The sequence below is a fragment of the Martinezella sp. CNPSo 3957 genome, assembly GCF_057784395.1.
In genome coordinates, this window is record NZ_JBXSOU010000005.1 from 306,335 (window position 1) to 328,131 (window position 21,797).

Below are 21,797 nucleotides of genomic sequence, written 5' to 3' on the forward strand. Positions count from 1 at the left end.
CACCCGAGTGCCAATGCCGACGCTGTATCATCACCCAATGTCATCTTCCTCCCGGTTCGTTCGTCTGATCCTGACGGAATATGGCTATCAGACGGAGCTGATCGAGGAACAGACTTGGGAAAAGCGACGCGATTTCCTGGCGCTGAACCCCGCCGGCACCCTGCCTGTCTACGTCGATGACAGCATGCGGGCGCTCTGTGGCGCCTCTGTCATTTCCGAATATCTTGACGAGACGCATGGCGTTCTGAAACGCGACCGCCGGCTTCTGGCCGAAGATCCGTTCCAGCGCGCCGAAATCCGCCGGCTGACGGAATGGTTCATGCAGAAGATGGAGCAGGATGTGACGCGGCCGCTGACGCGCGAGCGCGTCTTCAAGCTGCAGATGACCGCCGAACAGGGTGGCGGCGCGCCCGATTCCAAGGTCATGCGCATGGCGCGCGGCAATATCCGCCAGCATATGAAGTATCTGTCCTGGCTTGCTGGTTCGCGGCAGTGGCTGGCCGGTGAGCGCCTGAGCTACGCCGATCTCGCCGCCGCAGCCTCGGTTTCCGTGCTAGACTATCTAGGTGAGATCGACTGGACGGAATCGCCTGTTGCCAAAGAATGGTATCAGCGGCTGAAGTCGCGCCCATCCTTCCGGCCGATCCTGGCGGAGCGCGTGCGTGGAGTCACACCAGTTTCGCACTATGCCGATCTGGATTTCTGACGAGGGCTCGATATGCCCGATGATCGCGAAGCGGAAAAAGCTGACAAGCGAAGAAACACGCTGACCGCTTTCTTGCGAGAGGAAGCGCGTGCCCATGGTTTCGATCTCTGTCGCATCACTAGGCCGGACGCCATTCCCGAAGCGGCCGTGCGGCTTGGCCAGTTTCTCGACAAGGGCTATCACGGCACCATGGGCTGGATGGAAGAGACCCGCGACCGCCGGGGCGATCCGCGCGTGCTTTGGAGCGAGACTTGCTCCATCGTGGTCTTCGGCCTGAATTATGGTCCCGGCGAAGATCCGCGCGGCATTCTGGAAAAGCAGGACAAGGCGGCGATCTCCGTCTATGCCCGAAACCGCGACTATCACGACATCATCAAGGGTAGGCTGAAGGAGATCGCTACTCGCTTCGCGGCGCGCTCGAAGGAGGATGTCAAGGTCTTCGTCGATACGGCGCCTGTCATGGAGAAGCCACTCGCAGAGGCTGCCGGTCTCGGCTGGCAGGGCAAGCACACCAATCTCGTCAGCCGCAGCTTCGGCTCCTGGCTCTTTCTCGGTTCGATGTTCACCACGGCCGATCTCGAGCCGGATGAGCCGGAGATCGACCATTGCGGCTCCTGCCGAGCCTGTCTCGACGCCTGCCCGACCGCTGCCTTCCCAGCCCCCTATCAGCTCGATGCCCGGCGCTGCGTTTCCTATCTGACCATCGAACACAAAGGTCCGATCGATCCCGAGCTTCGGCCGTTGATCGGCAACCGCATCTACGGCTGCGACGACTGCCTTGCCGCCTGCCCGTGGAACAAGTTCGCGAGCGCCGCCTCGGAGATGAAGCTGGTGGCGCGGGAGGATCTCAAGGAACCGTCTATCGCCTTTCTGCTTGATCTGGATGATGCAAGCTTCCGCACCTTCTTCAGCGGCTCGCCGGTCAAGCGCATCGGCCGGGACCGCTTCATCCGCAATGTGCTGATCGCTGCCGGCAATTCGGGTGAGCGTTCCTTTATCGAGAAATGTCGCGAACTGGCCGGAGATCCCTCGCCCACCGTGCGCGGCATGGCGATCTGGACTCTATCGCGGCTGATGACGGCTGGCGAATTCCATGCGTTTGCGGCACAAAGACATGGCGAGGCGGACGAAGACGTCCGCGCCGAATGGAAACTGGCAGGGGTATCGTGATGCATGTGATGATTTTCGGCTGCGGCTATTCCGGAACGGCCATCGCCAAGGCCTTCGCCGGCTCTGGTATCCGCATCACCGGCACGACCCGCTCCGCCGACAAGGCCGAACAGCTGACGAAGGAAGGCATCGAAGCCTTCGTCTTCGACGGTGAAACGATCGATCCGGCTCTGGCTGAGGCGATGCAAACGGCAACGCATCTGGTGCAATCGATCGCGCCCGGCAAATCGGGCGATCCGTTGCTGCGGCTGGCGCAGCTCAATCTCAAGGCATTGATGCCGAAGCTGGAATGGATCTGCTATCTCTCGACCGTCGGCGTCTATGGCGATCACAAGGGCGCTTGGGTCAGCGAACAGACTTCGCTGCATCCGGTCGCGGACCGCTCGGTCGAGCGAGTAGAAGCGGAAGATGGCTGGCTGCGCGTCGGCATCCGGCTCGGCCTTCCCGTCGCTGTGCTCCGCCTTTCCGGCATTTACGGCCCCGGCCGCAATGCCTTCTGCAATCTGGAAAAGGGAACCGCCCGGAGGCTCATCAAGGCGAACCAGGTGTTCAACCGCATCCGCGTCGAGGATATCGGCGCCTGCGCCCGCTTCCTGTCCGATCGCAAGCTCGGCGGCATATATAATGTCACCGACGACGAGCCCGCGCCGCCACAGGATGTCATTGCCGAGGCCGCCCGCCTGATGGGCGTCGAACCGCCACCGGAACAGGCTTTCGAAACGGCTGAACTGACGCCGATGGCCCGCTCTTTCTACGGCGAAAACAAGCGCGTTTCGAACGCGAAATTGCGCGCGCTCGGCTTCCAGTTCCGCTACCCAGAGTATCGAATGTCACTTTCCGAATTATGGTCCTCAGGAGCATGGCGCGGCTGAGAAAGCGCTCCCCATGCCAGACGATATCGCATGAAAATTCCTACTTAGCTGGCCGCCCTAGTTCAATTTGCTCCGCATTTATGGTTAACGACCTCTAAAATTGCACAAATGCGGCAGCGATTATGGCAAAGTCGGAAAATTATTTTTCCGATTTTTGTGATGACTGACATCACCCGATGCTTTCGAGAAAATTCATTCCATTTTTAACTGATTTTATTAGGTTTTTTCCACGATCAAGCAAATCCACTGAATAGCCACAGTATTCCCTTAACATCACAAATGTTACAGTCCGTAACATTCCGTGATCGATAGTGGCACTTTTTCGCCATTTTTGGCCTGATTTAAGCCCCGCCGCCTACCCAGGGCGCAAGTTCAATAGCTTGAGGGAAAAATCGGTTTGAAGAAAATCGCACGTTCTTTGGCATTCGCCGCAACTATATCCGCCTCCATTGCTGTCGTTTCGACTCCGGCATTTGCATCCGCTGGCTGCGGAGGCGCTTCATGGTACGGAGGAAGCTCCAAGACTGCTTCCGGGGAACGCATGAGTTCCAGAAATCTTACTGCAGCCCATCGTTCGCTTGCCTTCGGCACGCGCCTCCGGGTCACCAACAAGCACAATGGCCGCAGCGTCGTCGTTCGCATCAACGACCGTGGGCCCTTCATTCGCGGACGTGTTCTCGATCTCTCCCGCGCTGCCGCACAGAACATCGGCATGGTCGCTTCGGGCACCGCCAAGGTCTGTTACGAGGTCGTCGCCTCCAAGTAATCGCCGAAGCCGGAACCACCGGCAAATCGGCATGACGCTTGCTCTCTCGGCCAATCGCGGCTACCACGCGATTGAGACGTCTCAAAATCCGCCGCCATGGGCATTGTCTGCGCGGATCGGCGAGGCGTCAGCGGTTTTGGTAGGGCGCAGATTCCCAAGATGAGCTCCAACGGGTTCCGGGTCATGCGCAAGCAGGAGAGTGTGAATGCGTCTGGGCGGCCGATTGCAGGGGGCCATCGAAGTTCTTGCCGATATCGAAGCGCGCAAGCGACCGGTGGCCGATGCCCTGAAGGATTGGGGCCTTGCCCATCGCTTCGCCGGCTCCGGCGACAGAGCCGCGATCGGCAACATCGTCTACGACGCCTTGCGCATGCGGCTTTCGCATGCCTGGCTGATGGAAGACGACAGTGCGTCCGCGCTTGCCCATGCAGTCCTCTTCCGCCAATGGGGCCTGACGCCGGAGGCGCTGGCTGCCGAGTTGGACGGCGATAAATTTGCCCCTGGGGCGCCGAGCGCCGAAACATTGGCCGCCTTTGCGGCCCGCAATCTCGAAGATGCGCCTCTTCACATTCAGGGCGATATTCCCGAATGGGTCGAGCCCTCCTTCAGCCAAGCCTTCGGCGATGGCTGGCTTTCGGAAGCGCAAGCTCTCGCCGAACGTCCGACGCTCGACCTCCGCGCCAATGCGCTGAAGGCCGACCGCGCCAAGGTCGTGAAGGTGCTGGAACGCGCTGGCGGCCAGGCATCGAAAATCGCCCGGTTCGGCATCCGCATTCCTGCCGGCGAAGGCGCGTCCCGCCTGCCGAACGTCACGGCCGAGCTCTCCTTCCAGAAGGGCTGGTTCGAGGTGCAGGACGAAGGTTCGCAGATCGTCGCGGATCTGGTTCTGCCTGAAGAAGGCGATCAGGTGCTCGACTATTGCGCCGGCGGTGGCGGCAAGACGCTCGCCATGTCGGCCGCGATGCATAACAAGGGCCAGGTCCATGCCTATGACAGCGACCGGCGACGGCTGGCGCCGATCATCGAGCGCCTGAAACGAGCCGGCACCCGGAATGTTCAGGTCCATGACGACCGCAACGGCCTGCTCCAACTGCGCGGCAAGTTCGACAAGGTGCTGGTCGATGCTCCCTGCACCGGGACCGGCACCTGGCGGCGCCGTCCCGATACCAAATGGCGGCTGACGCAGAAGAACCTCGACGAGCGCACCAGCCAGCAGCAGGAAGCCCTGGCGCAAGCCGGAGAATTCGTCCGTCCTGGCGGGGCGCTGCTCTATGTCACCTGCTCGGTGCTGCCGGAAGAGAATGAAGCGCAGGTAAACCGTTTCGCCGCCCAGAATCCGGACTTCGAGGTGGTGGAAACTCTGGGCTCCTGGGGGAAGCTGTTCGGCAAGGATGCCCCAAAGCCCCGCTCCTCGGATGGCAAGACCATTACGCTGACGCCGGCCTCCACCGATACTGACGGCTTCTTCTTCAGCCGTCTGCAACGGAAGATGTGAGCTGGCGGCGATCGACTAGCGGATTAGAGCCGTTCTGTCGTTACCCCGGTTCCACTACCCTGCCAACCCCATGCCAAGCCGCCTATATCCGCGCACTCACAGGCGAATCCATTTCGCCTGTGCCGTTGAATCCTTGGTCCATCGCCTTAAAATCGTTCTAAACTAGAGCGTTTGACACAAGTTTGTTTTTCATACATGACACAAATTGCCAAGTTTTGACGGTGCCCCCCGCTGTCACAGGAGAGGAACATGAAACTGAAAAACAGAATTGGCGCCGCGCTCGCGGTGGCCGTTGTCACGACCGCTGCATTCAGCCTGCCGGCTCGCGCAGCCGCTCCCGAGCCGGCTGCCGTTCTCAAGCACTATGCGGAACTGGCACATGCCAAATATCAGGATGCGCTGACGACGGCGAAAGCACTCGACAAGGCCATCGACGCTCTGCTCGCCAACCCCAGCGACAAGACGCTTAAGGCGGCACGTGCGGCCTGGATCAAGGCTCGCGTTCCCTATGCGCAGACGGAAGTCTATCGCTTCGGCAATCCGGTCGTCGACGACTGGGAAGGCAAGGTGAACTCCTGGCCGCTGGACGAAGGCCTGATCGACTATGTCGATGCCTCCTACGGCACCGAAAGCGACGAGAATTCGCTTTATGTCGCCAACGTCATCGCCAACAAGACGATCAAGATCAACGGCAAGGACGTCGACGCATCGCATCTGACGCCGGAATTCCTGTCGGGCACACTGCATCAGGCCGGCGGTATCGAAGCCAACGTCGCGACCGGCTACCACGCCATCGAATTCCTTCTGTGGGGCCAGGATCTGCACGGCACGGGTGCCGGCGCCGGCGAGCGTCCGGCAACCGATTACGATCTAAAGAATTGCACACACGGCAATTGCGACCGCCGCGCCGAATATCTGAAATCCGCCTCGACACTGCTCGTTGCCGACCTGCAGGACATAACGGACAAGTGGGCGCCGGACGGCGAAGCCACCAAGCATGTCGAAGCTGATCCGAAGGCCGGCCTCACCACCATCCTGACCGGCATGGGCTCGCTTTCCTATGGCGAACTTGCCGGCGAGCGCATGAAGCTCGGCCTGCTGCTGCACGATCCGGAAGAAGAACAGGATTGCTTCTCCGACAATACCTATAACGAACACAATGGCGATGCCGTTGGCATCGCGTCTGCCTATAACGGCAACTATACCCGCGCCGACGGCACCAAGCTGAAGGGTCCGTCGCTGCACGATCTGGTTAAGGCCAAGGATCCCGCGCTCGACAAGGAGATGGAAGGCAAGCTCGACACGACGCTTGCAGCCATGAAGGCGCTGGTGCATCGCGGCGAGACGGTCGAGAAATACGACCAGATGATCGGCGAGGGCAACAAGGAAGGCAACGCGACGGTTCAGAAGGCCATCGACGGCCTGCTCGACCAGACGAAGAGCATCCAACGCGTCATCGCCGCTCTCGATCTCGGCACGATCAAGCTCGAAGGTTCGGACAGCCTGGACAATCCGAACTCCGTCTTCAAGAAGAAGTAATAAGGGAGGGTGGCAGCGCGACAAGGCGTTGCCGCCCCGACACCATGACACGCATCCCGGCCAATCGCGCCCTTTTGCCCGCCCTCGCTGCGGGTTTTTTGGTTTTTTCCATCACGCTGGCCGTTGCCGACATCCTCGATTTTCCGAGCAATCGCAGCGATCTCTCTACCGAAGAGCTGAAGCGCGTGCGCGATGCGACCCGCGCGACCAGCAACTTTCTCAAGGCCGAACCCTATGAAACGATGCAGGGTGGCGGCCTGACTGCGATCGATAAGGTCACGCGCGATATTTTCTCCCAGCCCTCGGCTAAGCTAGATCAGGAGCAGGGGCAGGATTTTCATCTCGGCAACGCGCTCTTTCGCAAGCTTTGGGTCTCCGCCCCCTCCTCCACCCAGGCTTCCGACGGGCTAGGACCGCTGTTCAACGCCCGCTCCTGCCAGAGTTGCCATATCCGCGATGGACGCGGCCATCCGCCCGAAGAAGCGGGAGCTGTCGCGACCTCGATGGTCTTGCGCCTTGCACGACCCGCCGTGACGCCGGAGGAGCAGCAGGCCGTCAAGGATTTTCACGCGCTCAATTTCCCGGATTCGACCTATGGAGCACAGCTGCAGGATCTTGCCGTTCCCGGCCTCGCCGCCGAAGGCAAGGTAACCCTCAGCTATAGTGACGAGACGGTGACGCTTACCGGCGGCGAGACCGTGACCTTGCGCAAGCCGACATACGGGGTGAGCGATCTCGCCTATGGGCCGATGGATGCAAGCACCACGCTTTCAGCGCGCATTGCGCCGCCGATGATCGGCCTCGGCCTGATCGAGGCCATTCCGGATGCCGATATTCTCGCCAATGCCGATCCGGACGATAAGAAGGGCACCGGCATTCGCGGCCGCTCCGCCATCGTCCGCGATCATCGCACGGGTCAACTCGCGCTCGGGCGCTTCGGCTGGAAGGCCCAGAATGCAACCGTGCGCGACCAGGTGGCCGATGCTTTTTCCGCCGATATCGGCATTTCGACGCCGGACCGACCGAACCCGTACGGCGACTGCACCGCCAAGGAACCGCAATGTCTGACCATGCCGACCGGCGTGCAGAAGCGCCTGGGCGACACGGAAGCGCCGGACCCGGTGCTCCCTCTCGTCACCTTCTACTCCGAAAATCTTGCCGTCCCGGCCCGCCGCATGACGAGCCAGCCCGCCGTGCTGCATGGCAAGGACATGTTCTATCGATCCGGCTGTGCCGCCTGCCACACGCCGAAATTCGTGACGCGCGATGGCTTGAAGGGCAGCGACGGCAAGGATTCGCCGCAGGCGTTCCAGCTGATCTGGCCCTATTCCGATTTCCTGTTGCACGACATGGGCGAAGGCCTGTCGGATGGACAGCAGGTGGGCGCGGCATCCGGCCGCGATTGGCGCACGCCGCCGCTCTGGGGTATAGGCCTGACACAGACGGTGAGCGGCCGGCAGGCCTATCTGCATGACGGCCGCGCCCGCACATTGACCGAAGCCATCCTCTGGCATGGAGGAGAGGCCGAAAAAGCCCGCAATGCATTCGCCGGTCTTTCGAAGGACGATCGGCAAGCCCTCATCAACTTTCTGGAGTCCCTTTGATGCGCCACTGGACACGTTTTGCAGCAAGTCTTCTCTTGACCGCTGCGGCCTTGCCTGCCCACGCCGAGGATGCGGGCACCAATGGCGCCGGCCTGAACGAGGCGGCTGTGCCGGCCATGCTGCAGAAGGCCGTCGATGACGTGATCCGTCCCGGCTACCGCGCCATGCACGACTCCACCTCGAAACTGACTGTCGCGATGAAGGCGCTTTGCGCCGATGCCACAGATGCCACCCTTTCCGGCGCCAAGTCTGCTTTCGGCGACACCGTGAAGAGCTGGTCGCGCATCGAGATCGTCGATACCGGCCCGATCATCGAAAAGAACCGCTTCGAGCACATCCTGTTCTATCCCGACCGCAAGGGCGTGGGTCTCAAGCAAGTGCAGGCGCTGATCGCCAAGGCCGACGAGCAGGACACGACCGTCGAAGCCGTCGCCGGCAAGAGCGTGGCGCTCATGAGCATGACGGCGCTCGAATATGTGCTCTTCGGCAACGGCTCCGATGTCCTCGGGAAGGATAAGCAAAGCTTCCGCTGCCGCTATGGCGCCGCTGTCGCCGGCAATATCGAGAACACCGCCAAGGAAATCGCCGACGAATGGGATGCGCCAGATGGCGTGCAGAAATCCTGGAAATTCCCGGGCAAGACCAGCGACGATTTCATGGATAACAAGGAGGCCGTAACCGCACTGCTCGGCATCCTCGTGCATGGCGCGGCCAATGTTCGCGACCAGCGGCTGGAAACCTTCTACAAGGGCGATCCGGCAACGGCGCGGCCGAAGATGGCGATCTACTGGCGCTCGGCCAATACGTGGACCTCGTTCACGGGCAATATTGGGGGCCTGAAGACGCTCTGGGAGAAAGCCGACATGGCAAACCTGCTACCAGCTGACAAGCGCGCAGTTGCCACCAAGATCGATGGCTTGTTGAACGAGCTTGCAGCGACAGCGTCATCAATCAATCCGGATATCGAGGCAGCAATCGGCAATGATGCGGAGCGCGCCAAGATCGACAAGCTGCTCGCCGTCAGCCGCGACCTCGCCACCAGCTTCAGCGACGAGTATGGCGGCGCCATCGGCCTTTCGGCCGGTTTCTCCTTCGCAGACGGAGACTAGAACATGATGCGCAGCGGCCTCATCGATCGGAGAGCTTTCGTCAAGGCAGCGGGACTGACCTTCCTCGCAGCGCTCAAGCCCGGTGCCTTGATGGCGCTGGAGCGGGCCGATGCGGTCTATGCCTCCGGCATCCGCGCCGCCGACGGCTCCTTTGCGGTGGCGACGGTGACCGAACAGGGGCGCATCATCGATCAGGTGGCGCTACCCGCACGCGCCCACGGCATGGCCTTTTCGAAGGCGACCGGCAAGACTGTCGCCTTCGCGCGCCGGCCCGGCACCTACGCGATGATTTTCGATCCCTGGAACAAGGCCGAGCCGATCGTCATTTCCGCCAGAGAAGGCCGGCATTTCTACGGACACGGCACGTTTTCGCGTGATGGCAGGCTTCTCTATGCCAGCGAGAACGATTTCGACAATAATCGCGGTATCGTCGGGCTCTATGATGCGGGCAACCGCTTTGCCCGCGTCGGCGAATACGAGACCTATGGTGTCGGCCCGCATGACATGACGGTTTCGGATGACGGCCGGTTCCTGATCGTCGCCAATGGCGGCATTGAGACGCATCCGGATTTCGGCCGTACCAAGCTCAATCTCGACCATATGGAACCGTCGCTGACGCTGATCGACGCGGCAAACGGCGAGCTGATCGAGAAGCATACGCTGCCGTCGCAATATGCTCAGGTTTCGACACGCCATGTCGATATCGATGCCAGCGGCCGCGTCTGGTTCGCCTGCCAGTACGAAGGCCACCGCAACGACCTGCCGCCGCTTGTCGGCCATTTCGCGAGGGGCGAGGACCTGAGTTTCGTCACCCTGCCCGACGACACGACACGGGCGCTTGGCAATTATGTCGGCGCCATCGCAGTCAACCGTGCCGAGAATCTCGTCGGGGTCACATCGCCGGTTGAAGGGACTTCGGTGACACTGGACGCCAAGACGGGCGCGGTGCTGAAGGTGGAAAGCATCGCCGATGCGGCGGGCATCGCACCGGCGCGGCATGGCTTTGCCGTCTCGTCCTATGACGGCAACTTTCTGGGCGAACACAACGATGTCGCCTGGGACCAGCACATCGTCCGCATCGCCCGCGGCTGATCCGGACTTTGGCTGGACTGCCTAAATAAGCTTACTGGCTTCGATGAAGCGCCGCAACGCCGTCGCTGCGTTGAGCATATGTGCCCGCATGCGCCGCGACGCCATTTCCCCGTCTCCCTCGGCTATCGCCTGCATAATGGCTTCATGCTCCGCCCGCGATCGCTCGAGCCGCTGCTCCTGCTGCAATTGAGCCCGGCGGAAGGCCGCCAGGCGATTGCGGATCATGATCGCCTGCTCGGCAAGAAAGCTGTTGTGGGTGGCGTGATAGATCGCCTCATGGAAGGCGCGATTGAACACATCGTAAGCATCGAAATCGCCTGTTTTCACAAGCGTTTCAGATGCGTCGTGCAGTTCGATCAGGTGACTGCGCTCGAGCGGCGTCATGCGATAGGTGGCGAGCCTTACACACATCGATTCGATTTCGGCAACCGTCTCGAACATATCCATGATACGTTCAGGCGTCATGCGGGCAACGACCACCCCGCGCCGCGCCCGCATTTCGACGAGACCGCTTACCGACAGCTGTCTCAGTGCCTCGCGAACCGGCGTGCGCGAGGCACCGAAACGATCGGCCAGTTGCTGTTCGTCCAGTGCTGCGCCCGCCTCAAGCTTGCCGGTCGCGATCTCATCCTCCAGCGCGTTGCGAATGCGGTCGGACAACAACTCGCGATCGTCGGCCGCACCATCTAGTCCATCCATCGTTCCCAATTCTCCGACATCCGTTGCAACTTGTATGCAGAATATCACTTCAATTTGAGTTTTGCATACAATTCATCTATCACACAACTGTTACACATACAATTATTGACGGAAGTCGATATGAAGAATACAAAGACAGGCATTGAGCTTGCTTTTGCATGCACAAAATGAGCTTGACGCTGAATCGGAATGCAGATGGGGCTTTTGATCCTTAGGATCCGGGCAGATGCCGTCCCCGAGACATACAAAATTTTAGAAGCTTTACCGTTCCGGCATCCGGCACGACGGCTTTCTGGTGCTAATTTATCTCTAAACGATAGGTATCACGATGATGATGACCAGACGAAATTTCGCGACCGCCATTGTTGCCGGTGCCGCCGCCACCCTCATGTCCACGCGTGGCATGGCCGCCGGCAGCTCGACCACGAGTGCGGCTACCTCTGCGCCGTTAAAGGCCCGCAACGTCGTTCTTGCGCATGGACTTTTCGCAGACGGCTCCTGCTGGACGGAGGTCATCGCCCGGCTGCAGGCCAAGGGGCTGAACTGCACGGCCGTGCAGAACCCATTGACGACTCTCCCCGAAGCCGTCGCGGCGGTACAGCGCGTGCTCGACCGCCAGGACGGCCCGGCCGTCCTTGTCGGCCATTCCTTCTCCGGAATGTTAGTGACGGAAGCCGGCGTTCATCCGAAGGTTTCGGCGCTCGTCTATGTCGCAGCCCGCGCACCGGATGCCGGCGAAGATTATACGGCGCTCGCCAAGACATATCCGACACCCCCTGCCTCGGCCGGTATCGTCTTCGACGGCGACGAAGGACGGCTCACCGAGGAAGCCTTCCTGCGCGACTTCGCCGGCGACCTACCCAAGGCCAAAGCCGAAGTGCTTTATGCCGTGCAGCAGCCCTTCCAGAAGGCTTTGCTGACCGGAAAGACCACTCAGGCCGCCTGGCGCAGCAAGCCAAGCTGGTATGCCGTTTCCACCGAAGACAGAACGATCAATCCGGATCTGGAACGCTTCATGGCCAAGCGTATGGGCGCGAAGACCATCGAAGTGAAGGCCAGTCACCTTTCGCTGATCTCGCATCCCGATACGATTGCCCATCTGATCTTGGAGGCCGCCGGGCACTGATCGACCAAATCGGCAGCGAGCTGCGTCCGCATCCAGCTCTCATCGGCGGCTGCGGATTGCCAAATCGTGGTCATCTGTGTCCTCACGACAAGCTTCATTGCGTCGGGTAGCACGGCGAGTTGATCGTGGAAATTCGATGTCGGCGCAGCAGCTTGGGGCGCTTTCCTTTTTCCACCGGATAACCCTTGTCCAAATGGCTGCTCCATGCCAATTTCGCACCCGCGAAAGAAGGGGACGGCATGACAGGGGCAGATGACACGGGGACCGGCGGCGATTTTCGGACCCGCATCAGAACGAGCTTCGCGCGCCAGGCGGCGATGGCGACAATCGGTGCGGAACTGACGCGCGTCGAACACGGTACGGTCGAAATCGAGCTGCCGTTCGACGTCAAGCTGACACAGCAGCACGGCATCCTGCATGCCGGGATCATTGCCGCCGCGCTGGATTCCGCCTGCGGCTTTGCCGCCTACAGCGTCATCGATCCCTCCGCGTCGATCCTCACGATCGAATTCAAGGTCAACCTGATGTCGCCCGGGCGCGGCGAGCGCTTCCTGTTTCGGGGCGATGTCACCAAGCCCGGCACGACGATCATCGTCGCCGATGGCCGCGGCTATGCCATCGGCGACGGGCCGGCCAAGCTGATTGCCTCGATGACGGGAACGATGATGGTCATCCGGGGCAGAGAGGGAATTAGCGGATGAAATTCGAACTGAAACGGGTATCGGGCAAATCGATCCTGTTCGTCATGGCGGCCGAGGCCGAGTATGGACCCTTCCTGCGCTCGCGCATCGATCCGCTGATGACAGGCGTCGGCCCCGTGGAGGCCGCGATCGCGCTCACCCGCGCCTTCGCGCAGCTCGAAGCCCAGGGCGACCTTCCCGATCTCGTGGTGTCGCTCGGCTCGGCCGGCTCCGCCAAGCTGGAGCAGACGGAGGTCTACCAGGTCACCTCTGTTTCCTACCGCGACATGGATGCCTCGCCGCTCGGCTTCGAGAAGGGCCGCACGCCCTTCCTGGAACTACCGGCAACGATCGAGCTGCCATTGCGCATCCCCACCATTGCTGAGGGCAGCCTTTCAACCGGCGCCAACATCGTCTCCGGCTCCGAAGCCTATGAACGCATCGGCACCGACATGGTCGACATGGAAACCTTCGCGGTGCTGCGCGCCTGCCAGACCTATGGCCTGCCGCTGATCGGCCTGCGTGGCATTTCCGATGGCAAGGTTGAGCTTCAGCACATTTCCGACTGGACGGAATATCTGCATGTGATCGACCGCAAACTCTCCTACGCGGTCGATGGGCTGTTTACGGCGCTCGAGGACGGCGTATTCTGGTTTTAAGGGACTGGAAACCACCGAAGCAATTCCAGGAAAAGTGCATGGCGGTTTTCCGTCCGGAATTACGAGAAAAGACAGAGAATGTAGGACAATCGGGACAATAAAATCGCCGTTTGCGTGATTTGCCCGATTGCCAGGGAAAGCGCTTTTCATTAAAGGCTCGCCATGACCCAGACAGCACATCCAGATACCGTTCTCATCGTCGATTTTGGCAGCCAGGTGACGCAGCTCATCGCACGGCGCGTGCGCGAAGCGGGCGTCTACTGCGAAATCGTCCCCTTCCAATCCGCCGAAGCCGGCTTCAAGCGGCTGCAGCCGAAGGCCGTGATCCTCTCCGGCAGTCCGGCCTCGACCGTGGACGAAGGCTCGCCGCGGGCGCCGCAGATCATCTTCGACAGCGGCATCCCGGTCTTCGGTATCTGCTATGGCCAGCAGACCATGTGTATGCAGCTCGGCGGCAAGGTCGAGAGCGGCCACCACCGTGAATTCGGCCGCGCCTTCCTAGAAGTCGACAGGGATTGTGCTCTCTTCGAAGGTCTGTGGTCGAACGGTTCACGCCATCAGGTTTGGATGAGCCACGGCGACCGCGTCACAATGCTGCCCGAAGGCTTCGAAGTGGTCGCCACGTCTTCGAACGCGCCTTATGCCTTCATCGCCGACGAGAAGCGCAAATATTACGGCGTGCAGTTCCATCCGGAAGTCGTGCACACGCCCGATGGCGCTAAGCTGATCGGCAACTTCATCCACAACATCGCCGGCATCAAGGGCGACTGGTCGATGTCGGCCTATCGTGCCAAGGCGGTTCAGGCGATCCGCGATCAGGTCGGCGACAAGCGCGTCATCTGTGCTCTGTCAGGCGGCGTCGATTCCTCAGTCGCCGCGCTTTTGATCCACGAGGCTGTCGGCGATCAGCTGACCTGCATCCTCGTCGACCACGGCCTGATGCGCAAGGACGAGGCGGCAAACGTCGTTGCCATGTTCCGCGAGCACTACAATCTGCATCTGATCCATGTCGATGCTTCCGACCGTTTCATAGGCGAGCTCGAGGGTGTTTCCGATCCCGAGACGAAGCGCAAGATCATCGGCCGGCTCTTCATCGAAACCTTCGAGGATGAAGCCAAGAAGCTCGGCGGCGCCGATTTCCTCGGCCAGGGCACGCTCTATCCCGATGTCATCGAGAGTGTTTCCTTCACCGGCGGCCCGTCGGTCACCATCAAGTCGCACCACAATGTCGGCGGCCTGCCGGAACGCATGAAGATGCAGCTCGTCGAGCCGCTGCGCGAACTCTTCAAGGATGAAGTGCGCGCACTCGGCAAGGAACTCGGCCTGCCCGACAGCTTCATCGGCCGCCATCCCTTCCCCGGCCCTGGCCTCGCCATCCGCTGCCCGGGCGGCATCACCCGCGAGAAGCTGGAAATCCTGCGCGAAGCCGATGCGATCTATCTCGACGAGATCCGCAAGGCCGGCCTCTATGACGCGATCTGGCAGGCCTTTGCCGTGCTGCTGCCGGTCCAGACCGTCGGTGTCATGGGCGACGGACGCACCTATGAATTCGTCTGCGCGCTGCGCGCCGTCACCTCCGTCGACGGCATGACCGCGGATTTCTATCACTACGACATGGAATTCCTCGGCCGCGCCGCGACCCGCATCATCAACGAAGTCCGCGGCATCAACCGCGTGGTCTACGACGTCACCTCGAAGCCGCCCGGCACGATCGAGTGGGAGTGAGGGGGGAACGGTGGTGATGGCGCAGTCTAAGCGCCAATTTTCGCTGCCGTGCCTGTTTCATCCATTTGGGCTGTGCTTGAATGGCGCCTATCAAAAAAGCGGGCGTTATTCGTTGCTCGCCGCCCTCCTTCGCGGCGTCGTCTAGCGCAATTCCAGGAAAAGTGCGCAGCGGTTTTCCGTCCGGGATTGCGTGAAAACAAAGAGATAGAGCGGCTCAGAGATTCCGTGAAAAACTGAACCGCTCTAGGCTATCCCCCCGCGTGGTCGTTGCCCCCGTGCGCCGCGATGAACATGGCGACGGCCGACCGGCAATAGGATTCGATTTCGCTGTCGTCTTCCGCTCCCGCCTCATCGAAGCGTGCGATAATCAGGAGATCGGATCCTTTGAAAAGCGCGGCAAACAAGCGGGCGGACCGGAGAGGATCGGGCACATTCAGAACCGCCTTCGCGTGCAATTGACGTAACAGGGCCTCGATTTGGGCGATGATATGGGCGGGGCCGGCTTCGTAATGGAGCTTGCTCAACGACTTTTGACTTGTCATATCGGCCGTGACCATGGCTTCGACATTGCGGACGTCCGGGCGCAACAGCGTGCGAAGCAGCGATGATCCGACCGCCATGAGCTGATCTTCGGCCGAACCGTCGACGCCTTCAAAAAGGGCCTGTGGTATTAACTGCTGGCAGCGCGCCGCAAACGCCGCGCCAAACAGCGCCTCCTTGCTCTCGAAATGCCTGTAAATGCTGAGCTTGGATATCTTCGCTCGCTGGGCGACCTTGTCCAATGTCGTCGCTTGAAAACCCAATTCCGCAAAGAGTTCGCCCGCGGCGTCGACTATGGTTTGACCAAGCGCCTCGTTGGCGGGCCGGCCGCGCCGGCCCTGGCTATTTTCGGTCACGACAATTCCAGTCCTTGACAGTATCTTAATTCGTGAATTACGATACCATATAGTATCTAAAATCTGCAAGCCATTGGGTAGGTTTTAACCATGTCCTCGAAATCCAGGCCCCTCGGCGATATCGAATGCGGCATCATCCGGTCGGTCAACACAGTGAGGGGCGGCTTTCTAGTAGATGCCGAAGCCCTGCTCGCTGCCCCTTTCAAGCGCGCATCCGTGGACGCCATTGTGTGCCAAGCCCAGCCCCACCCCTGCCATTCACAACTCGGAGCCCATCACCATGGATGACGTCATCATCATCGGCGGCAGCTTTGCCGGCCTCGCAGCCGCTCTGCAGCTCGGCCGCGCCCGTCGCAAGGTCACTGTTCTCGATACCGGCCTGCCGCGCAATCGCTTCGCCGGCCACTCGCATGGCTTACTCGGCCACGATCACAAGCCGCCGCTGGACATCCTGGCCGAAGCGCGGCGGCAACTGGCGCGGTATCCCACGGTCAGGCTGGTCAATGCTGGGGCTGACAGCATCTCCGGCGCCATCGACGATTTCTCCGTCCTCACTGCCGATGGCGAAGGCCTTGAGGCGCGCCGCCTGATCCTGAGCTACGGCATCACCGACCAAATGCCTGCTTTGCCGGGCTTTGCCGAAGGCTGGGGCACGTCCATCGTGCCCTGTCCCTATTGCGACGGCTTTGAAGTCGCCGGCCAGCATTGGGGCCTCGTCTGGTCCGGCCCGCAGTCACATAATCAGGTCAGACTGTTCCACGATTGGACCGACAGGTTGACGGTCTTCGCCGATGGTCACGACATCCTGCCCGATATCCGGGCCGATGTGGCGCACCGCAACATACCTGTCGTCGACGGCCGGATCACTGAAATCGCCCGTCATGGGGGCCATAATGCCACCGTAAAGTTCGATACCGGCCCCGATGTCACTGTCGACATCCTGTTCGCGCATCCGCGCAACAAGCCGTCCGCAAGCCTGCATGAATCACTGGGCTTGGCCACGGTCGATACACCCCTTGGCACTGCTCTCAAGGTCGACGAGCGCCGCGAGACCAGCATGCCCGGCATCTACGCTGCCGGCGACCTTGCCAACCCCGGAATGCCCTCGGTCACCACGGCATCATGGCAAGGCGCGATGGCGGGCATCTTCGCCCAACAGTCGATGCTGGTTTGAGAGCGCTGATTCCCTGAGACCCGCGAGCTTTCCGTAGGTAATGCGACTTTCGGGGCCTCTTTGGGAAGAAGTTCAGCAAGTGAGGGCTGACGTTAGTGGCGGTACTTTCTTCGTTCGCTATGAAACCCACCTGAGTTACCAAAGTGGGTCCGGAAATGCGATCGACTTCGCCCTCATGGGTAGCTTGCTTCACAACGAAGGCCTGATCGCTATTCCTGCGGATCAGGCCTCCGGGCAATAATTATCAGAGCTGAACGCGCTCTTATTTCATTGTGACGCTCAGGCCGCTGATATCGGCATTGACCTGCAGGCCGACCTGCCTGCCCGTAAGCTCGAGCTTGGCGCCCTTGTCATTGGTCATGACGATCACCTGGGCACCTTTGCCCACCGCCCCACCGCCACCGGCGGCGCCATAGACGCCGGCCACATCCCGGGCGCGGCGGATATTGCGCACAGTGCCCTGGAAATAGGTCTTGGAGGCACCGAACGCGAGACCGCCCGAAATGCCGCCGATCGAGATCGGATAGCGTTTGCCATGGAAGGTCACCGTGCCCTCGCCTCCGGAGCCGCCGACGAAGAAAGCCGCCTTGTAGACGGAGAAGCGGATGGTGCCGCTATCGGCATGTGCCGCGCTGGCGAAGCCAATTCCTGCAGCGGCGATGGCGGCAACCGCGACTGAACGAAATCCAGATGAAATATTCATGATGAGCTGCTCCTCAAATGCGCCGCTTACCCAGCCGGCCGGGCACGACGTCAGCGTCGTATAAAGTCAAAGACAAACGATCTCACAGGACCTTTGGTTCCAAAGCGCGCAATAACAACGCGTTAGGGCGCGGATCAAATATTTTATTGGATGGGGAGGCAGACGTTTCGTGAAGGATTTCGCAGGTCGATATTCGATCGCGAGAGCAGATATTCGCTCTCTCTAGTCTACATATGTGGCGCATAAGGGACTTGCGTCAAGACCCGGCTCCTCCCGTACAAATGCCGATGCGAACCGAAAAAGCGGGAGCATGGACATGACTATGCCTGTTACGAAACATGCGGTGGTTATTGCCGGCGCCGGTCCGACAGGGCTGATGCTGGCGGGCGAATTGGCCTTGGCGGGCATAGACGTCGCGATCATCGAGCGGCGTGCCAATCAGGAGCTTGTTGGCTGGCGCGCCGGCGGTCTGCATGCGCGCACCATAGAAATTCTCGACCAGCGCGGCATTGCCGGCCGGTTCCTCTCACAGGGGCAGACAGCCCAGGTCGCAAGCTTCGCCTCGGTGCGCCTCGATATCAGCGACTTCCCCACCAGGCATAATTACGGCCTGGGCCTGCGTCAGAAACATATAGAGCGCATCCTTGCCGACTGGATCGGCGAATTCAACGTGCCGGTCCACTACGGCATGGAGGTTACCGGCTTCGCGCAGGACGCCAGCTGCGTCGATGTCCATTTGTCCGATGGGACGACGCTGCGAGCGGATTACCTCGTAGGATGCGACGGCGGTCGCAGCCTGATCCGCAAGGCAGCAGGCATCGATTTTCCCGGATGGGATGCGACCGTCAGCAATCTGATCGCCGAGGTGGACATGACCGAGGAGCCGGAGTTGGGCATTCGTCATGATGCGCTCGGCATGCATTCCCTCGGGAGGTTCGAATATGAAATCCGCGATGGAAAGGTCGTTTACCCAGACGAGGGGCCGATAGGCGTGATGCTGACCGAGCGGCAGTTGAGAACCTCAAGCGAACCGAGCTTCAGCGATCTCCGCGATGCTCTTATTGCCGTCTATGGCACCGATTATGGTGCCCATAACCCCCACTGGATTTCGAGATTTACGGATGCAGTGCGACAGGCAGCATCCTATCGCAAGGGCCGTGTGCTGCTCGCCGGGGACGCCGCGCATATCCATCCCCCGGATGGCGGACAGGGTCTCAATATCGGTGTGCAGGATGCCATGAACCTCGGATGGAAACTGGCCCAGGTGATCAAGGGCATATCGCCGCAAAGCCTGCTCGAGACCTATCACGCCGAGCGTCATCCGATTGCCGCCCGCGTGCTGCGCCATATCCTGGTCTCGGTCGCGCTCCGCCGCCCCGACGACCGCACGCAAATCTTCCGTGAAACGATGGCCGAATGCCTCGCCATGGACGAGCCGCGCCGGCGCTACGCCGCGATGATGTCCGGTTTGGATATTCACTACGATCTCGGCGAGGGGCATCCGCTGCTCGGCCGCCGCATGCCCGATCTTGACCTCACCATTGCCCATGGCCCGCTGCGGCTCTTCGAGCTGCTGCACGGAGGCCAGCCTGTGCTGCTCAATCTCGGCGAGCCTGAGAGCTTCGATATCGCCCCTTGGGCGGATCGGGTGCAATCGATCGACGCCCAATATGCCGGACCATGGGTACTTCCTGCGATAGGCACGGTTGATGCACCCACTGCGGTATTGATACGGCCGGACGGATATGTGGCCTGGGTTGGAGAGGAAACCCGGTTGGGGCTTCCGGAGGCCCTGACTACGTGGTTCGGCCCGCCCACTGTTGTGTGATGCGTAAAGGCCGACAGGATTCAGGCAGGCAGATGGGCCTCTTATCCCTTGGCCGATCAGGCGCTTATCGGCTAGCGTGACGAAGGCGGCGCGCTTGCCGCCGCTTTCGCAGGAAATCCGAGATGCAGGATGATGCCCCAACGAAGACCCTGAATGAGCCGATAGACATACCGGAGCAGGCGAGCGGGCTTGCCGAAATTCTGGCACCGGACCTCTCGGTAGTCTTCTGCGGATTGAACCCTGCGCTTACCGCACATCGCGACGGGCATAATTTCTCGAACCGTAGCAACCGCTTCTGGCGGGTCCTGTACCTTGCCGGCTTCACCCCTCGCCTGCTGCGGGCGGAGGAAGAGCGCGAGATGCTGCAATATGGCCTCGGCCTGACATCGGCGGTCTCCCGCCCGACGAAAAGCGCCAGCGAGCTGAAAAGGAGCGATTACATTGCCGCCGCTCCAGTGCTCGAAGAAAAGATCAGCAAGTTCGCGCCGGCTAATCTGGCGTTTCTCGGCAAAGCGGCCTATGCCGCCATCAGCCTCCGGGCCGATGTCGAATGGGGGCGGCAAGCAGAAAAATTTGGGGGCGCTTCGATTTGGGTACTGCCGAACCCGAGCGGCCTCAACCGGGCGTTCGATCTGACGAAACTGACAGAGCACTATCGCGAGGTAAAGCTGGCGGTTGAACATGTGAAGGGTCGCGCCAAATAGCCGACCCCTCCCGGTCGGTCGGCAATCACCCAAGGCGGACTGCCATCGCGATTATCCTTTTGCGGATCGAGCATGCCCATCGTCTGCAGCCATTGTTCCGCCAATGCCGACCGGACATATCTTCGGCAATACGTCTTCACTTCCAGAAACTCATGGATAGAGCCAGCGACCAAAGCCTCTCGCCGTCTTCCTCGTCTAGAGTAATTCCGCTTTTCTTCGAATCGCGAACGCGCTCTATCTTCTTGTTTTTACGCAGTTCCGGAAGCAAAACCGCTGCGCACTTTTGCTGGAACTGCTCTAGAACCCCAGCGACTGCTGCACCGGTTTTGGCGGCGCCAGCTGAACGCCTTCCAGCTCCAGCATGCGAGCCTTGGAGTTGGAACCGCCCGGCGCGGAAAAACCGCCGATCTTGCCGCCTGCCGCCAGAACGCGATGGCAGGGAATGATCAGCGCCACCGGGTTCTTCGCCATAGCCTGCCCGACATCGCGCGCAGCTTCCGGTCCTGCGCCGAGCTGCTTAGCCAATGTGCCGTAGGTCGTCGTGTGGCCCCAGCCGACCTGTCGGGCGGCATCGTAGATCTGCCTGAAAAAGGCATCCTGCTCGCCGAGATCGAGCGTGACATCGGAAAAGTCGATCTCCTCACCTGCGAAATAGCGCTTCACCTTGGCAACCACTGCCGCGATGTCCGCGCTTGGGGTCCCGGGCCGCGCATTCGGCAAACGGCGCCGAAGCAGGCGCTCGGTCGCGCCCGCATCCTTCGTCGGCAATTGAAAGCGCAGCACGCCGACATCATTCCAGGCAATGCCGCAGAAGCCGCCGGCGGTTTCGAAGATCAGGTAATTCTGCCTTGTCTCGTTCATGACGAAACCTCCCGTGTTTCCACTTGTCATGAAAATCGTCCTCGGGAGCGCCGAATTCAACCCGTTTCTTGCGCGCAATGAGAATTGCCACCGTTTTGATGCCGGCCTAACGGGCCTTCAGGGGTTCGCGAGCACGGATATCAATATCCGCCGCCGGTGGGAGGCGCGTTCAGCGTCATGCCGCCACCAGAATTGTGATCTCCCGAGGTGGAGCAAGAAGCAATACCAAGGCCGATGAGAGCGAAAGCAACGGCCGCAAAGACTGATCTGGTGAACATGATCGTGATTCCTTTGGGTGAGATTGGGCACGCAGGCCCGAACTTGGAATGAACAGATCAGGCCGTCCTTTTATTCGATCGCTTTTTGAAACAAGGGATGTCGCCATTCCG

Annotated in this window: 21 protein-coding genes; 16 read left to right on the forward strand and 5 right to left on the reverse strand. The window is 60.7% G+C overall.

Going from position 1 to position 21,797, the window contains the following annotated elements:
- Positions 1-13 precede the first annotated feature (13 nt).
- From AC13QE_RS15305 to AC13QE_RS15345, 9 genes are all read left to right on the forward strand, one after another.
- Positions 14-706 carry a glutathione S-transferase family protein gene (locus AC13QE_RS15305; protein ID WP_015338534.1) on the forward strand — a complete coding sequence of 231 codons (693 nt, stop codon included), beginning with the start codon at positions 14-16 and terminating at the stop codon, positions 704-706.
- 12 nt (positions 707-718) lie between these two features.
- Positions 719-1,876: a tRNA epoxyqueuosine(34) reductase QueG gene (queG, locus tag AC13QE_RS15310; protein WP_488484290.1), complete on the forward strand. Its 1,158-nt coding sequence runs from the start codon at positions 719-721 to the stop codon at positions 1,874-1,876.
- Complete coding sequence (locus AC13QE_RS15315; protein WP_488484291.1) at positions 1,876-2,748, forward strand: SDR family oxidoreductase; 873 nt, start codon at positions 1,876-1,878, stop codon at positions 2,746-2,748. The genes queG and AC13QE_RS15315 overlap by 1 nt, the downstream gene beginning before the upstream one ends.
- Before the next feature lie 397 nt (positions 2,749-3,145).
- Entirely contained in the window at positions 3,146-3,514 is a 369-nt protein-coding gene (locus AC13QE_RS15320; protein WP_488484292.1) for a septal ring lytic transglycosylase RlpA family protein, read from the forward strand.
- A 205-nt stretch (positions 3,515-3,719) separates the two neighbouring features.
- Complete coding sequence (locus AC13QE_RS15325; RefSeq protein ID WP_488484293.1) at positions 3,720-5,009, forward strand: RsmB/NOP family class I SAM-dependent RNA methyltransferase; 1,290 nt, start codon at positions 3,720-3,722, stop codon at positions 5,007-5,009.
- Between the two features lie 249 nt (positions 5,010-5,258).
- Complete coding sequence (locus AC13QE_RS15330) at positions 5,259-6,548, forward strand: imelysin family protein (RefSeq protein ID WP_488484294.1); 1,290 nt, start codon at positions 5,259-5,261, stop codon at positions 6,546-6,548.
- Between the two features lie 44 nt (positions 6,549-6,592).
- Positions 6,593-8,152, forward strand: coding sequence for a di-heme oxidoreductase family protein (locus AC13QE_RS15335; RefSeq protein WP_488484295.1), 1,560 nt, complete (start codon positions 6,593-6,595; stop codon positions 8,150-8,152).
- A complete protein-coding gene (locus AC13QE_RS15340) occupies positions 8,152-9,261 on the forward strand; it encodes an imelysin family protein (RefSeq protein ID WP_488484296.1) in 1,110 nt (369 codons plus the stop codon). Before AC13QE_RS15335 ends, AC13QE_RS15340 begins: the two co-directional genes overlap by 1 nt.
- A gap of 3 nt (positions 9,262-9,264) precedes the next feature.
- Entirely contained in the window at positions 9,265-10,353 is a 1,089-nt protein-coding gene (locus AC13QE_RS15345; RefSeq protein ID WP_488484297.1) for a DUF1513 domain-containing protein, read from the forward strand.
- A gap of 21 nt (positions 10,354-10,374) precedes the next feature.
- Here AC13QE_RS15345 and AC13QE_RS15350 read toward each other — a convergent pair whose 3' ends face one another.
- Positions 10,375-11,052 (reverse strand): GntR family transcriptional regulator, encoded by a 678-nt coding sequence (locus AC13QE_RS15350; RefSeq protein WP_183713480.1) that lies wholly within the window; start codon positions 11,050-11,052, stop codon positions 10,375-10,377.
- Between the two features lie 328 nt (positions 11,053-11,380).
- On the opposite strand from AC13QE_RS15350, the gene AC13QE_RS15355 reads away from it, so the two are divergent.
- From AC13QE_RS15355 to guaA, 4 genes are all read left to right on the forward strand, one after another.
- A complete protein-coding gene (locus AC13QE_RS15355) occupies positions 11,381-12,178 on the forward strand; it encodes an alpha/beta fold hydrolase (protein ID WP_488484298.1) in 798 nt (265 codons plus the stop codon).
- A gap of 239 nt (positions 12,179-12,417) precedes the next feature.
- Positions 12,418-12,879 (forward strand): PaaI family thioesterase, encoded by a 462-nt coding sequence (locus AC13QE_RS15360; protein ID WP_112336852.1) that lies wholly within the window; start codon positions 12,418-12,420, stop codon positions 12,877-12,879.
- Positions 12,876-13,517, forward strand: coding sequence for a 5'-methylthioadenosine/S-adenosylhomocysteine nucleosidase (locus AC13QE_RS15365; RefSeq protein ID WP_132715603.1), 642 nt, complete (start codon positions 12,876-12,878; stop codon positions 13,515-13,517). Before AC13QE_RS15360 ends, AC13QE_RS15365 begins: the two co-directional genes overlap by 4 nt.
- 162 nt (positions 13,518-13,679) lie before the next feature.
- Positions 13,680-15,242: a glutamine-hydrolyzing GMP synthase gene (guaA, locus tag AC13QE_RS15370; protein ID WP_488484299.1), complete on the forward strand. Its 1,563-nt coding sequence runs from the start codon at positions 13,680-13,682 to the stop codon at positions 15,240-15,242.
- Positions 15,243-15,490: 248 nt separating this feature from the next.
- Here guaA and AC13QE_RS15375 read toward each other — a convergent pair whose 3' ends face one another.
- The gene (locus AC13QE_RS15375) at positions 15,491-16,138 is read right to left on the reverse strand and encodes a TetR/AcrR family transcriptional regulator (protein WP_488484360.1); all 648 of its coding nucleotides are present in this window, start codon (positions 16,136-16,138) and stop codon (positions 15,491-15,493) included.
- Between the two features lie 280 nt (positions 16,139-16,418).
- Here AC13QE_RS15375 and AC13QE_RS15380 point away from each other — a divergent pair, with 280 nt between their 5' ends.
- Positions 16,419-17,312 carry an NAD(P)/FAD-dependent oxidoreductase gene (locus AC13QE_RS15380; RefSeq protein ID WP_488484300.1) on the forward strand — a complete coding sequence of 298 codons (894 nt, stop codon included), beginning with the start codon at positions 16,419-16,421 and terminating at the stop codon, positions 17,310-17,312.
- A 262-nt stretch (positions 17,313-17,574) separates the two neighbouring features.
- On the opposite strand, the gene AC13QE_RS15385 is transcribed toward AC13QE_RS15380, so the two are convergent.
- Entirely contained in the window at positions 17,575-18,015 is a 441-nt protein-coding gene (locus AC13QE_RS15385; protein ID WP_132715596.1) for a lipid-binding SYLF domain-containing protein, read from the reverse strand.
- 316 nt (positions 18,016-18,331) lie between these two features.
- Here AC13QE_RS15385 and AC13QE_RS15390 point away from each other — a divergent pair, with 316 nt between their 5' ends.
- Positions 18,332-19,843 (forward strand): FAD-dependent monooxygenase, encoded by a 1,512-nt coding sequence (locus AC13QE_RS15390; protein WP_488484301.1) that lies wholly within the window; start codon positions 18,332-18,334, stop codon positions 19,841-19,843.
- A gap of 122 nt (positions 19,844-19,965) precedes the next feature.
- On the forward strand, positions 19,966-20,547 hold the full coding sequence (gene mug, locus AC13QE_RS15395; RefSeq protein WP_488484302.1) for a G/U mismatch-specific DNA glycosylase: 582 nt from the start codon (positions 19,966-19,968) through the stop codon (positions 20,545-20,547).
- A gap of 297 nt (positions 20,548-20,844) precedes the next feature.
- Here mug and AC13QE_RS15400 read toward each other — a convergent pair whose 3' ends face one another.
- Both AC13QE_RS15400 and AC13QE_RS15405 read right to left on the reverse strand, forming a co-directional pair.
- Positions 20,845-21,408, reverse strand: coding sequence for a methylated-DNA--[protein]-cysteine S-methyltransferase (locus AC13QE_RS15400; RefSeq protein WP_488484303.1), 564 nt, complete (start codon positions 21,406-21,408; stop codon positions 20,845-20,847).
- 140 nt (positions 21,409-21,548) lie between these two features.
- Entirely contained in the window at positions 21,549-21,686 is a 138-nt protein-coding gene (locus AC13QE_RS15405) for a hypothetical protein (protein WP_162738229.1), read from the reverse strand.
- Between the last annotated feature and the right edge of the window lie 111 nt (positions 21,687-21,797).

What these genes read in the sequence shown, in the direction of transcription:
- AC13QE_RS15305 (WP_015338534.1), top strand. Translation starts at nt 14, where the DNA reads ATGCCGACGCTGTATCATCACCCAATGTCATCTTCCTCCCGGTTCGTT.
- queG (WP_488484290.1), top strand. Translation starts at nt 719, where the DNA reads ATGCCCGATGATCGCGAAGCGGAAAAAGCTGACAAGCGAAGAAACACG.
- AC13QE_RS15315 (WP_488484291.1), top strand. Translation starts at nt 1,876, where the DNA reads ATGCATGTGATGATTTTCGGCTGCGGCTATTCCGGAACGGCCATCGCC.
- AC13QE_RS15325 (WP_488484293.1), top strand. Translation starts at nt 3,720, where the DNA reads ATGCGTCTGGGCGGCCGATTGCAGGGGGCCATCGAAGTTCTTGCCGAT.
- AC13QE_RS15330 (WP_488484294.1), top strand. Translation starts at nt 5,259, where the DNA reads ATGAAACTGAAAAACAGAATTGGCGCCGCGCTCGCGGTGGCCGTTGTC.
- AC13QE_RS15335 (WP_488484295.1), top strand. Translation starts at nt 6,593, where the DNA reads ATGACACGCATCCCGGCCAATCGCGCCCTTTTGCCCGCCCTCGCTGCG.
- AC13QE_RS15340 (WP_488484296.1), top strand. Translation starts at nt 8,152, where the DNA reads ATGCGCCACTGGACACGTTTTGCAGCAAGTCTTCTCTTGACCGCTGCG.
- AC13QE_RS15345 (WP_488484297.1), top strand. Translation starts at nt 9,265, where the DNA reads ATGATGCGCAGCGGCCTCATCGATCGGAGAGCTTTCGTCAAGGCAGCG.
- AC13QE_RS15350 (WP_183713480.1), bottom strand. Translation starts at nt 11,052, where the DNA reads ATGGATGGACTAGATGGTGCGGCCGACGATCGCGAGTTGTTGTCCGAC.
- AC13QE_RS15355 (WP_488484298.1), top strand. Translation starts at nt 11,381, where the DNA reads ATGATGATGACCAGACGAAATTTCGCGACCGCCATTGTTGCCGGTGCC.
- AC13QE_RS15360 (WP_112336852.1), top strand. Translation starts at nt 12,418, where the DNA reads ATGACAGGGGCAGATGACACGGGGACCGGCGGCGATTTTCGGACCCGC.
- AC13QE_RS15365 (WP_132715603.1), top strand. Translation starts at nt 12,876, where the DNA reads ATGAAATTCGAACTGAAACGGGTATCGGGCAAATCGATCCTGTTCGTC.
- guaA (WP_488484299.1), top strand. Translation starts at nt 13,680, where the DNA reads ATGACCCAGACAGCACATCCAGATACCGTTCTCATCGTCGATTTTGGC.
- AC13QE_RS15380 (WP_488484300.1), top strand. Translation starts at nt 16,419, where the DNA reads ATGGATGACGTCATCATCATCGGCGGCAGCTTTGCCGGCCTCGCAGCC.
- AC13QE_RS15385 (WP_132715596.1), bottom strand. Translation starts at nt 18,015, where the DNA reads ATGAATATTTCATCTGGATTTCGTTCAGTCGCGGTTGCCGCCATCGCC.
- AC13QE_RS15390 (WP_488484301.1), top strand. Translation starts at nt 18,332, where the DNA reads ATGACTATGCCTGTTACGAAACATGCGGTGGTTATTGCCGGCGCCGGT.
- mug (WP_488484302.1), top strand. Translation starts at nt 19,966, where the DNA reads ATGCAGGATGATGCCCCAACGAAGACCCTGAATGAGCCGATAGACATA.
- AC13QE_RS15400 (WP_488484303.1), bottom strand. Translation starts at nt 21,408, where the DNA reads ATGAACGAGACAAGGCAGAATTACCTGATCTTCGAAACCGCCGGCGGC.
- AC13QE_RS15405 (WP_162738229.1), bottom strand. Translation starts at nt 21,686, where the DNA reads ATGTTCACCAGATCAGTCTTTGCGGCCGTTGCTTTCGCTCTCATCGGC.